Raw genomic sequence first — 12,409 nt, forward strand, 5'->3', positions numbered from 1 at the left:
GGCGTGCCGCGACGCTCAGGAGACCGCTGCCGCCCTCCGGGCAGAGCTCGCGGCGACGAGCTCCCGGGCGTGGTCGAGGGCCGCGTCGGTCTCGGCCCCGGACATCATGCGGGCCAGCTCGCGCAGCCGCTCGTCGTCGTCGAGGGCGTGCACGCCGCTGGAGGTGATGTGGCCGTCGCTGGCCTTGCGGACGACCAGGTGCCGGTCGGCGTAGGCGGCGACCTGGGGCAGGTGGGTCACGACGACGACCTGGGCGTGCTCGGCCAGCGCCGCGAGCCGTGCGCCGACGTCGAGGGCAGCGCTGCCACCGACCCCGGCGTCGACCTCGTCGAAGACGAAGGTGGGGACGTCGGCGCCGCCCGCGGCACCGGTCACGACCTCCAGCGCGAGCATGACGCGGGAGAGCTCACCACCGGAGGCAGCCTTGGCGACCGTCCGGGCCGGGGTGCCGGGGTTCGCGGCCAGGAGGATCTCCACGTCGTCGGCTCCGCTGCGGCCGAGGCCCGCCCCCCGCGGCCGGACGTCGACCTCGACGCGCGCCTGGCCCATCGCCAGGTGCGCGAGCTCGGCGGTGACGGCCTTGGCCAGGCGGGAGGCGGCCTTGCGGCGGGCGGCGGTCAGGGCCTGCGCCGCGGTGGTGCGCTGGGCGTCGAGCTCGGCGACCCGGGGCTCGAGCTCCTCGATGCGGCTGTCCGACCCGAGCAGGAGGTCGAGCCGCCGAGCCGCCTCCCGCCCCCAGTCGAGGGCGTCGGCGACGGTCTCGCCGTACTTGCGGGTGAGCGCCGTGAGGTCGGCGCGGCGCTGCTGCACCCAGGCCAGCCGCGCGGGGTCCACGTCGACATCGGTGAGGTAGGAGCTGAGGTCGGCCGCGAGGTCGGCCACGAGGTAGCCGAGGTCGGCGAGGCGCCGGTCGAGCTCCTTGAGCGCGGGGTCGTGGTCGGCCTCCCCCGCCAGGGCCTGGCGTGCCGCCGCGACCGTCTCGGCCGCGCCGGGGGCCTCCTGCCCCGAGTAGTCCGGGGTCCCCGCGAGGTGGTCGTGGGCGAGGGCCGCGGCCGTCCGCAGTCCCTCGGCGTGGCTGAGCCGCTCGTCCTCCACGCGCAGGTCGGCGTCCTCCCCCGGCTGCGGGTCGAGCTGCTCGAGCTGCTCGAGGCCGTGCTGGAGGATCTCGACCTCCCTGGCGCGGTCGCGAGCGGCCTCCCGGAGCGAGGCGAGCTCGGTGCGCGCGGCCTCGTGCTCGTCGTAGACGGCGGTGTAGCGGGCGAGGGCCTTGGCGACCGCGTCGCCTCCGAACTGGTCGAGCATCGCGCGGTGCTGGTCTCCGTGGCGCAGCCGCCACTGGTCGGCCTGGCCGTGCACGGCCACGAGGTGCTCACCGACCTCGGCCAGCACACCGACCGGTGCTGACCGACCACCGACGTGGGCGCGAGAGCGTCCCTCGGCCGAGACCGACCGGACGAGGACCAGTCCGTCCGCCACCTCTGCGCCCGCCTCGGCGGCCCGCACGGAGGCGGGGTGGGACTCGGGCACGTCGACGAGGCCCTCCACCACGGCGGTGGAGGCACCGGACCGGACCAGGCCGGCGTCGGCGCGGGCCCCGAGCAGCAGCCCGAGGCCGGTGACGACCATGGTCTTGCCAGCACCGGTCTCACCGGTGAGGACGTTGAGGCCCGGGTGTAGGTCGAGCACGGCGTCGTCGATGACGCCCAGACGCTGGATCCTCAGTTCCTGCAGCACGGGGCACAGCCTCTCACGGGGCACCGACGCCGCCGGTCACGCAGGGCCGCCACACCGACGCCCGGACCGACGCCCACACCGACGCCCGGACCGAGGTTCAGACCGACGTTCAGGCTGACGGTGCCGGGCGGCCGTTGCGGGCGGCCTCGAGCCGCGCCTGGCCGCGCCAGCCGTGCACGTTGAGGTCGAACTTGGCCACGAGCCGGTCGGTGAACGGCGACCGGCTCAGCCGCGCCAGCCGCACGGGGGTCTGTGACCGGACCACCTCGATGCGGGCACCCGGGGGCAGGTCGACGGCGCGCCGGCCGTCGCACCACAGCGCCCCGGTACCGAGGGTGTCCTGCACCACCTCGAGGGCGAGGTGCGACTGCGGCCCGACCACGAGCGGCCGGGCGAACAGGGCGTGCGCGCTGATCGGCACGAGCAGCAGTGCCTCGACGTCGGGCCACACGACCGGCCCACCGGCCGAGAACGCGTAGGCCGTCGACCCGGTCGGCGTGGCCACCACGGCGCCGTCGCAGCCCCAGGTCGTCAGCGGGCGACCGTCGATCTCGGCGACGACCTCGAGCATGCGCTCACGGTTGGCCTTCTCGACGGTGACCTCGTTGAGGGCCCAGCTGGTGTAGACCGGCTCCCCGTCGACCTTCGCGGTCACGTCGAGGGTCATGCGCTCCTCGACGGTGTAGCTGCGCGCGACGATGTGCTCGACGGTGGCCGAGATGTCCTCCCGCTCCGCCTCGGCGAGGAACCCGACGTGCCCGAGGTTGACGCCCAGCAGCGGCGCACCGGTCCCCCGCGACATCTCGGCCCCGCGGAGGATGGTCCCGTCGCCGCCGAGCACGCACACCAGCTCGCAGCCCTCGGCAGGGTTGTCTGCGCTGGCGAGGGTCACGCCGTCCTGGGCGGACAGGTTGACGGCGGCCGCCTCGTCGGACTGGACGACGACCTCGATACCGGCGTCGTGCAGCCGTTGCACCACCCCGGCGGCGAGGTCGTGGGCCTCCTGACGACGCGGGTGGGCCACGAGGAGGATCCTGCGGCGGGCTGGGGTGGTCACGGGGTTCCCTTCAGGCTCACCTGGTCTGCGGTCTTCACCAGAGCCTCCCATCCCATGCCCTCAGCGGCGCGCGGGGTCAGCCAGAGGAGGTACTCGGCGTTGCCCTCGCCTCCCCGGATGGGGCTGTCCGCCAGACCCTTCGGGTGCAGGCCCGCGGCGATGGCGCTGCGTGTGACCTCGGTGACCGCCCAGGCGCGGTCGCCCTGGCTGCGCACGATGCCGCCCTTGCCCAGCCGCGTCCGGCCCACCTCGAACTGAGGCTTCACCAGCACCACGGCGTCGCCGTCCTCGCGCAGCAGCCCCCGAAAGGTGTCGAGGACGAGGGTGAGCGAGATGAAGCTGAGGTCGGCGACGAGGAGGTCGACCGGTCCGCCGACCTCGTCCGCCGACAGGCCGCGCACGGTGGTGCCGGGACGGTCGGTCACCCGTGGGTCGTCGGCGAGCTCGGGCACGAGCTGCCCGCGGCCGACGTCGAGCGCGACGACGTGGTCGGCGCCGTGGTGGAGCAGCACCTGGGTGAACCCGCCGGTGGAGGCCCCGACGTCGAGGCAGCGCTTCCCCGCGGCGGTGAGCCCGAGCTCCCCGAAGACCTCGAACGCCCCCATGAGCTTGTACGCCGCGCGGCTCACCCAGCGCGGCCCCTCGTCGCGGACCTCGATCGGCGTCGCGGCGTCCACGGGGGCCGAGGACTTGGCTGCCGTGGCACCCGCGACCACGACGTCACCGGCCTCGACGAGGGCGCGGGCATGACCGCGTGACCTGGCCAGGCCCCGACGGACGAGCTCGACGTCGAGCCGGGCGGTGTCGCTCACTCGCCGCCGAGGTGGGACAGGCGGCCCTGCAGCGTCTGGTGCACCCGTCGGCCGGCGTCGATGCGGGCGTCCAGGTCGTCCTCGGGGGCGTCACGCAGGCCCTGCAACGCGGAGTCGATGACGATGTCGCCGGTCGTGTGCTCCCCGAGGTCGGGCGCCTCGCGCCCAGGTGTGCCGATGTGTGGTGCGCCACCGTCGGGGGCCTCGCCGCCAGGGGCGGTGCGCGGGGGTCCGGGCAGAGGCCCTGGGCCTGGGCCCGGTGTGGGCGCAGCCGGGCGGGGCTGCTGGGCGTTGTCGCTGTGGAGCTGGTTGGTCACGAGCCGGTCTTCTTCGCAGTCGTCTTCTGGGCAGTGGACTTCGTGGGCGTGGACTTCTTCGCCGCGGACTTCGTGGCCGTCGGCTTCCTCGCGGTCGTCTTCTTCGCAGCAGACTTCGTCGCGGTGGTCTTCTTCGCAGACGTCGACTTCTTCGCCGCGGTCTTCCTCGCAGTCGACTTCTTCGCAGTCGACTTCTTCGCCGGCGACTTCTTCGCCGGCGTCCGCGTCGACGCGGACTTCCTGCCGGCGCCGGTCGTGGACTTCGTCGCGACGGCAGGCTCGGTCGAGGCGGCCGCCGGCGCAGCTGCGTACGGTGCCGCAGCAGGCCTCGCGCTCGTGCTCACCGCGCCGGAGGGCCGAGGTGCTGAGCCACGGGCGGCACCGGCGGCGCCGGACACCGCCGAAACACCGGTGGCGACGACGAGGTCCCTGAGGTCCGCGAGCTCCTTGGTGACCCCGGCCAACGCGGCCCGGGCGGCGTCGACGTCGCCGAGGCTGGCCACGTCGGCACGCCGAAGCGCGGTCTCGACCTCGGCCTGCACGAGGGCCACGAGGTTGGCCCTGTTGCTCCGGGCGGCCTCGAGCAGCTGGTCGGCCAGGCTCGAGGCCTGCACCGCTCGACGGCTCACCTCGTCGACTCCCGGGAGGGCCAGCAGACCCTGCGCAGCCTCCATCGCCTTGGCCATCGTCATCTCACCCAGACCGCTGGCGAGCTGGACGTAGCTGCGCACGGACTCGAACGCCATGGGGTCCTCCTCGGGGGAGCGACCGGGCGTCGCTCGACTTCTCACGCTACTGCCAGACGTCCAGGTCCTGCACGAGGCGCCGGGCCGCGTCGTCGTCGAGCTCGTCGTCGTCGATCGCCTGGTGAAGGCACGCCACGGCAGCCCGAGCAGACTCGATGGGGGTCCCCGTGCGGGCGACGTCCCAGCGCCCGTCCACGAGCCGGCGCCGGTCGCCGCCGCACTCCCACCAGGAGTAGTCCGTCTCAGCCGCCTCGTAGGCGGCGCCGAGCGCCCGCAGGTCCTCCACGAGGTAGGTCGGGCGCATGGCCGGCGGAGCGGTCGCCAGCGTGGTCACCGAGTCGACACCGGTGAGCACCAGCACGGAGTCCATGCCGGTGGCGACTGCGCCGGCCACGTCGGTCTCGAGCCGGTCCCCCACGGCGAGCACCCGGCGCGCGGGCATGTCGAGGCGGTCCGCGCACAGCTCGTAGAGCGGCGCCTCGGGCTTCCCGACGACGACCGGGTCGCGATCGACGGCTCGCCGCACCGCGGCGACGAGCATGCCGTTGCCGGGTGCGGTCCCCCGGTGCGTCGGCAGCGTCTCGTCGGTGTTGGTCGCCACCCACAACGCACCGGCGGCCACGGCGTAGGCCGCTTCAGCCAGGTCGGAGGCCGTCACGTCCTGGCCGTAGCCCTGCAGCACTCCCTCCGGTCGCAGACTCGCGTCCGCGCGCAGGTCGCGTGGCTCGAGGACGCGAAAACCCTTGGCCTGCAGCGCCTCGTGCACCCCCGAGCCGCCGACCGCCAGCACGCCCGCTCCCCGGGGCAGGTGCCGGGCCAGCACCTCGGCGCCGGCCTGGGAGCTGGTGGCGACGTCGCGGCCGCTCGCGTGGAGGCCCAGCTCGGTCAGGTGGGCCGCCACCTCGCCGGGAGGGCGGGACGCGTTGTTGGTCGCGTACACGATGGGCACCGACAGCGACGACAGCGCGGAGACCGCGTGGTCCACCGCCTCCGGGCCGCGGTAGACCACGCCGTCGAGGTCGCAGACGACCGCGGAGTACCGCTCGATCAGCGTCGACACCTAGCGGTCGCCGTCCTGGCGCTCCTCGCGACCGTCGGCTCCCTGCTCCCGCTCGTCGTCACCGTCGAGGTCGTCCTCCTCGCCCTCCAGCAGGTCGGTGAGGATGACCCCGTCGAGCTCGGCGAGACGCTCGGCCGCGTCGGTCTCCAGCTCGGTGTCGGTGTCGGCAGCACGGGCGAACCACGTGCGCGCGTCCTCCTCACGCCCCACCGCGAGCAGCGTCTCCGCGTAGGCGTAGGCGAGCCGCGTCGTCCACGGCTTGCGCCCGGTCGACTTCAGCTGGGGGATCTCCAGGGCCAGGCGCGCGGCATCGAGCTGCCCCATGTCACGGCGGATGCCCGAGATGACGATGGCCAGCTCGACGCGCTCCTCCACCGTCAGGGTCCTCGCCTCCGGCGACGTGGCCAGCTCCAGCGCGCGCTCGGGACGCCCCAGCCCACGCTCGCAGTCCACCATCAGCGGCAGCATGTGCGAGGAACCGCTGAGCCGGCGGGCGGTGCGGAACTCGCTGAGCGCCCTGGCCCACTCCCCCTTGCGGTAGGCGACCAGGCCGAGGGCCTCGCGCGTCGCGGGCACGCGTCCGGCCCGTCGCACTGCCGTCTCGGCGTGCGCCTCGGCCCCGACGAAGTCGTCGACCTCGAGCAGGGCGGCCACCATGACCAGGTGCTGCGCCACACCCTCGGCGTTCTCCTTGCTCAGGGTGCGCAGCTGGTGGTGCACCGAGCGGTCCAGCTCCTTGCCCGTCACCCCATCGGCGATGCGGGGCTCGGGCAGCTTCGGGGTGCGGGGCGCGAGCCTCGGTCCCCCACGACGCTCACTGTTGTCAAAGGTCCCGGCTCCACGCTCGTCACGCCGACCGGCGCCACCGCGCCGCTCGGAGCCACCCGGGGGACGACCGCCGGGTCGCCCGGCTCCCGGACGTCCGCCGGATGGACGACCTTCACCACGGTCGTAGCTGCCGCCACCGCCCTGACCGCCCTGGCCTCGGTAACCGCCACCCTGGCCACCTTGACCGCGGGAGCCGCCGCCAGGGCCTCGAGAGCCTCCAGGCCCTCCAGAGCCCCCGGGACGGCCGCCGCCCGAGGATGGACGACGGCCCTGGCCGTCACGACCTGACTGGTTCTCGGACACCGGTGCTCCTCGCTGTGCAGTAATCGTCCCGCAGTCTACGGACTCGCTGCGACCGGGGCACTGCCCGGGTGAGAGCGTCCGTCGCGACTCGTCGGAACTGTCGTCGTGAGTGCACTTCTGCAATGCGCCCACAAATGCGAAAGGGCCTTCCTGTGGGGGAAGGCCCTTTCGACTTGGAAAGTGTGTTCGGCTGCGTCCTACTCTCCCACACCGTCACCAGTGCAGTACCATCGGCGCTGAAGGGCTTAGCTTCCGGGTTCGGAATGGGACCGTATCTCGGGAACCACACAGTGGACGCGTAACATCTTTGTTGTATCAAGTTATCGGCTTATTAGTACCAGTCAGCTACACACATTGCTGTGCTTCCACGTCTGGCCTATCAACCCAGTAGTCTAGCTGGGAGCCTCTCAGGCCGAAGCCTATGGAAACCTCATCTTGAAGCGTGCTTCCCGCTTAGATGCTTTCAGCGGTTATCACTTCCGAACGTAGCTAATCAGCCGTGCTCTTGGCAGAACAACTGACACACCAGAGGTTCGTCCATCCCGGTCCTCTCGTACTAGGGACAGCTCTTCTCAAGTTTCCTACGCGCACAGCGGATAGGGACCGAACTGTCTCACGACGTTCTAAACCCAGCTCGCGTACCGCTTTAATGGGCGAACAGCCCAACCCTTGGGACCTACTCCAGCCCCAGGATGCGACGAGCCGACATCGAGGTGCCAAACCATGCCGTCGATATGGACTCTTGGGCAAGATCAGCCTGTTATCCCCGGGGTACCTTTTATCCGTTGAGCGACGGCGCTTCCACAAGCCACCGCCGGATCACTAGTCCCGACTTTCGTCCCTGCTCGACATGCCTGTCTCACAGTCAAGCTCCCTTGTGCACTTACACTCAAAACCTGATTGCCAACCAGGCTGAGGGAACCTTTGGGCGCCTCCGTTACCTTTTAGGAGGCAACCGCCCCAGTTAAACTACCCACCAGGCACTGTCCCTGATCCGGATCACGGACCGAGGTTAGATATCCAGAACGACCAGAGTGGTATTTCAACGTTGACTCCACCGACACTGGCGTGCCGGCTTCACAGTCTCCCACCTATCCTACACAAGCCGTACCGAACACCAATACCAAGCTGTAGTAAAGGTCCCGGGGTCTTTCCGTCCTGCTGCGCGTAACGAGCATCTTTACTCGTAGTGCAATTTCGCCGAGTTCGTGGTTGAGACAGTGGAGAAGTCGTTACGCCATTCGTGCAGGTCGGAACTTACCCGACAAGGAATTTCGCTACCTTAGGATGGTTATAGTTACCACCGCCGTTTACTGGGGCTTAAATTCTCAGCTTCGCTCCGAAGAACTAACCGGTCCTCTTAACCTTCCAGCACCGGGCAGGCGTCAGTCCGTATACATCGTCTTGCGACTTCGCACGGACCTGTGTTTTTAGTAAACAGTCGCTTCTCCCTGGTCTCTGCGGCCCTTTCCCCTAGTCAGCAAGTGACTTCAGGGTCTGGGCCCCCCTTCTCCCGAAGTTACGGGGGTATTTTGCCGAATTCCTTAACCACGATTCACTCGATCGCCTTGGTATTCTCTACCTAACCACCTGAGTCGGTTTGGGGTACGGGCGGCTCGAACCTCGCTAGAAGATTTTCTTGGCAGCATAGGATCACCCTGCTTCCCGCATACGCGGTCACTATCAGGTCTCAGGATATGTGCGACCCGGATTTGCCTAGGTCACTCCCTACACCCTTGGACGTGGACTACCATCGCCACGCGGAGGCTACCTTCCTGCGTCTCTCCATCGCTTGACTACTACTAGATCGGGTCACGCGCTCCACCAGCAACCTCAGCCCGAAGGCGTTGGGAACTGGCTTTGGGCGTTTAGCATCACTAGGTTCGTCATGGGCGGTTCTTCGCCGGTTCCGGAATATCAACCGGATGTCCATCGACTACGCCTGTCGGCCTCGCCTTAGGTCCCGACTTACCCAGGGCAGATTAGCTTGACCCTGGAACCCTTGGTTATTCGGCGGACGGGTTTCTCGCCCGTCATTCGCTACTCATGCCTGCATTCTCACTCGTGTGGCCTCCACGGCTGGATCACTCCGCCGCTTCCCTGGCCACACGACGCTCCCCTACCCATCAACACGCTTGGACCGTGGATCCTCAGATGCCACGGCCGGGCAAAGTGTCAATGCCACAGCTTCGGTGGTGTGCTTGAGCCCCGCTACATTGTCGGCGCGGAATCACTTGACCAGTGAGCTATTACGCACTCTTTAAAGGGTGGCTGCTTCTAAGCCAACCTCCTGGTTGTCAATGCAACTCCACATCCTTTCCCACTTAGCACACGCTTAGGGACCTTAGATGGTGGTCTGGGCTGTTTCCCTCTCGACTACGGAGCTTATCCCCCGCAGTCTCACTGCCACGCTCTCACTTACCGGCATTCGGAGTTTGGCTAACGTCAGTAACCTGGTGAGGCCCATCAGCTATCCAGTAGCTCTACCTCCGGTAAGAAACACGTGACGCTGCACCTAAATGCATTTCGGGGAGAACCAGCTATCACGGAGTTTGATTGGCCTTTCACCCCTACCCACAGCTCATCCCCTCAGTTTTCAACCTAAGTGGGTTCGGTCCTCCACGACGTCTTACCGTCGCTTCAACCTGGCCATGGGTAGATCACTCCGCTTCGGGTCTAGACCCAGCGACTAAAACGCCCTATTCGGACTCGCTTTCGCTACGGCTTCCCCACACGGGTTAACCTCGCCACTGAGCACTAACTCGCAGGCTCATTCTTCAAAAGGCACGCCGTCACCCCACAAGGAGGCTCCGACGGATTGTAGGCACACGGTTTCAGGATCTATTTCACTCCCCTCCCGGGGTACTTTTCACCTTTCCCTCACGGTACTTGTCCGCTATCGGTCACCAGGGAATATTTAGGCTTAGCGGGTGGTCCCGCCAGATTCACACGGGATTTCTCGGGCCCCGTGCTACTTGGGATACTTCTCTGGAGTGCGCATTGTTTCGTCTACGGGGGTAGCACCCTCTGTGCCGGGCCTTTCAATGCCCTTCGACTACAACGCGCATTTCTGACTCCATGCCAGCGTGTCAGCACTGACCGAAAAGTCCCACGACCCCCCAGCTGCAACCCCTGACAGGTATCACACAACTGAGGTTTAGCCTCTTCCGCTTTCGCTCGCCACTACTCACGGAATCGCGGTTGCTTTCTCTTCCTGTGGGTACTGAGATGTTTCACTTCCCCACGTTCCCTCTACCCGCCCTATGTGTTCAGGCGGGAGTGACTGGACTTGCCTCCAGCCGGGTTTCCCCATTCGGAAATCCTCGGATCACAGTCTGGTTATCGACTCCCCGAGGCTTATCGCAGATTCCTACGTCCTTCTTCGGTTCCTGGTGCCAAGGCATCCACCGTGTGCCCTTAAAAACTTGAGCCACAAAGATGCTCGCGTCCACTGTGTAGTTCTCAACATACGGGCGGCCCCACCCCACACCCAGCACCTACCCCGCTGACGCGGAACGGTTTGACTGGAGGGATGGGTCCAAGGCCGTAACCGGCCCAAAGGATCGAAGCTTTCGCCCGAGCCTTCAGGACCCAACAACGTGTCAGACGCCCCCACCCCCTCGACCGCGTTCCACTGCCAGGTCCGAGGACCYGACTTGTACTTGCGACACGAGMTGGTGTCAGCGCCAAATAATCGATGTTCCACCCTTGAGCACCCGCTGCCGAACAYTCGCCGGCAGTTTCGGGCTCTGCGCCACCAAGCTTGCGCCTGGCGACGAGATGCTCCTTAGAAAGGAGGTGATCCAGCCGCACCTTCCGGTACGGCTACCTTGTTACGACTTAGTCCCAATCGCCAGTCCCACCTTCGACGGCTCCCCCTCTTGCGAGTTGGGCCACCGGCTTCGGGTGTTACCGACTTTCGTGACTTGACGGGCGGTGTGTACAAGGCCCGGGAACGTATTCACCGCAGCGTTGCTGATCTGCGATTACTAGCGACTCCGACTTCATGGGGTCGAGTTGCAGACCCCAATCCGAACTGAGACCGGTTTTTTGGGATTCGCTCCACCTCGCGGTATCGCAGCCCTTTGTACCGGCCATTGTAGCATGCGTGAAGCCCAAGACATAAGGGGCATGATGATTTGACGTCATCCCCACCTTCCTCCGAGTTGACCCCGGCAGTCTCCTATGAGTCCCCACCATCACGTGCTGGCAACATAGAACGAGGGTTGCGCTCGTTGCGGGACTTAACCCAACATCTCACGACACGAGCTGACGACAACCATGCACCACCTGTATGCGAGTGTCCAAAGAGAACGACATCTCTGCCGCGTTCTCGCATATGTCAAGCCTTGGTAAGGTTCTTCGCGTTGCATCGAATTAATCCGCATGCTCCGCCGCTTGTGCGGGCCCCCGTCAATTCCTTTGAGTTTTAGCCTTGCGGCCGTACTCCCCAGGCGGGGAACTTAATGCGTTAGCTGCGGCACGGATCTCGTGGAATGAGACCCACACCTAGTTCCCAACGTTTACGGCATGGACTACCAGGGTATCTAATCCTGTTCGCTCCCCATGCTTTCGCTTCTCAGCGTCAGTAGTGGCCCAGAGACCTGCCTTCGCCATCGGTGTTCCTCCTGATATCTGCGCATTTCACCGCTACACCAGGAATTCCAGTCTCCCCTACCACACTCTAGTCTGCCCGTACCCACCGCAAGTTCGAGGTTGAGCCTCGAATTTTCACGGCAGACGCGACAAACCGCCTACAAGCTCTTTACGCCCAATAATTCCGGACAACGCTCGCACCCTACGTATTACCGCGGCTGCTGGCACGTAGTTAGCCGGTGCTTCTTCTGCAGGTACCGTCACTTGCGCTTCTTCCCTGCTGAAAGAGGTTTACAACCCGAAGGCCGTCATCCCTCACGCGGCGTCGCTGCATCAGGCTTGCGCCCATTGTGCAATATTCCCCACTGCTGCCTCCCGTAGGAGTCTGGGCCGTGTCTCAGTCCCAGTGTGGCCGGTCGCCCTCTCAGGCCGGCTACCCGTCGTCGCCTTGGTGAGCCATTACCTCACCAACAAGCTGATAGGCCGCGAGTCCATCCCAGACCGAAAAACTTTCCACACCATATCCATGCAGATTGGTGTCATATCCGGTATTAGCTCCGGTTTCCCGGGGTTATTCCAGAGTCTGGGGCARGTTACTCACGTGTTACTCACCCGTTCGCCACTGATCAGACAGGAGCAAGCTCCCATCATCACCGTTCGACTTGCATGTGTTAAGCACGCCGCCAGCGTTCGTCCTGAGCCAGGATCAAACTCTCCATTGATGTTTGCTACCCACCACACAAAATGCAGCAGGAAAAGCGAAACCCTAGAAGGGTCGTCAAACTGACTGAGCAAGAACAACTAGCAAAATCACTAGCATTCAATGTTCAACCAAAGGATTTTCGTTCCAGAACACCAAACCACCAACCAGAAAGGCCAGCAGCCGGCACCCCAGAGACGAGGTAATTGGCATCGATTTTTGACACGCTGTTGAGTTCTCAAGGATCGGACGCACA

Annotated in this window: 7 protein-coding genes and 3 rRNA genes; all 10 read right to left on the minus strand. The window is 66.3% G+C overall.

What is annotated here, in order from left to right; genetic code table 11:
* Positions 1 to 15: 15 nt before the first annotated feature.
* The 10 genes from recN to AB4Z02_RS17280 all read right to left on the minus strand — a co-directional run bounded on the left by recN (position 16) and on the right by AB4Z02_RS17280 (position 12,175).
* Positions 16 to 1,734 carry a DNA repair protein RecN gene (gene recN, locus AB4Z02_RS17235; protein WP_441972470.1) on the minus strand — a complete coding sequence of 573 codons (1,719 nt, stop codon included), beginning with the start codon at positions 1,732 to 1,734 and terminating at the stop codon, positions 16 to 18.
* Positions 1,735 to 1,843: 109 nt separating this feature from the next.
* On the minus strand, positions 1,844 to 2,791 hold the full coding sequence (locus AB4Z02_RS17240) for an NAD kinase (protein WP_441972472.1): 948 nt from the start codon (positions 2,789 to 2,791) through the stop codon (positions 1,844 to 1,846).
* Entirely contained in the window at positions 2,788 to 3,603 is an 816-nt protein-coding gene (locus AB4Z02_RS17245; RefSeq protein ID WP_441972474.1) for a TlyA family RNA methyltransferase, read from the minus strand. The genes AB4Z02_RS17240 and AB4Z02_RS17245 overlap by 4 nt, the downstream gene beginning before the upstream one ends.
* On the minus strand, positions 3,600 to 3,920 hold the full coding sequence (locus tag AB4Z02_RS17250; RefSeq protein ID WP_441972476.1) for a hypothetical protein: 321 nt from the start codon (positions 3,918 to 3,920) through the stop codon (positions 3,600 to 3,602). Before AB4Z02_RS17250 ends, AB4Z02_RS17245 begins: the two co-directional genes overlap by 4 nt.
* Positions 3,917 to 4,666, minus strand: a complete 750-nt coding sequence (locus AB4Z02_RS17255) for a hypothetical protein (RefSeq protein WP_441972478.1) — start codon at positions 4,664 to 4,666, stop codon at positions 3,917 to 3,919. The genes AB4Z02_RS17250 and AB4Z02_RS17255 overlap by 4 nt, the downstream gene beginning before the upstream one ends.
* A 46-nt stretch (positions 4,667 to 4,712) precedes the next feature.
* Positions 4,713 to 5,726, minus strand: coding sequence for an HAD-IIA family hydrolase (locus AB4Z02_RS17260; protein WP_441972480.1), 1,014 nt, complete (start codon positions 5,724 to 5,726; stop codon positions 4,713 to 4,715).
* Positions 5,727 to 6,473: a tetratricopeptide repeat protein gene (locus tag AB4Z02_RS17265; RefSeq protein WP_441972482.1), complete on the minus strand. Its 747-nt coding sequence runs from the start codon at positions 6,471 to 6,473 to the stop codon at positions 5,727 to 5,729. It lies immediately after the preceding gene.
* A 568-nt stretch (positions 6,474 to 7,041) separates the two neighbouring features.
* Positions 7,042 to 7,159, minus strand: a 5S ribosomal RNA gene (gene rrf, locus AB4Z02_RS17270).
* A gap of 9 nt (positions 7,160 to 7,168) precedes the next feature.
* Positions 7,169 to 10,288, minus strand: a 23S ribosomal RNA gene (locus tag AB4Z02_RS17275).
* 360 nt (positions 10,289 to 10,648) lie between these two features.
* Positions 10,649 to 12,175: ribosomal RNA gene (locus tag AB4Z02_RS17280) — 16S ribosomal RNA — on the minus strand.
* The 16S, 23S and 5S rRNA genes sit together here, the layout of an rRNA operon.
* Between the last annotated feature and the right edge of the window lie 234 nt (positions 12,176 to 12,409).

It is taken from the genome of Pedococcus sp. 2YAF34 (assembly GCF_052114585.1).
Classification (GTDB): Bacteria; Actinomycetota; Actinomycetes; order Actinomycetales; family Dermatophilaceae; genus Pedococcus.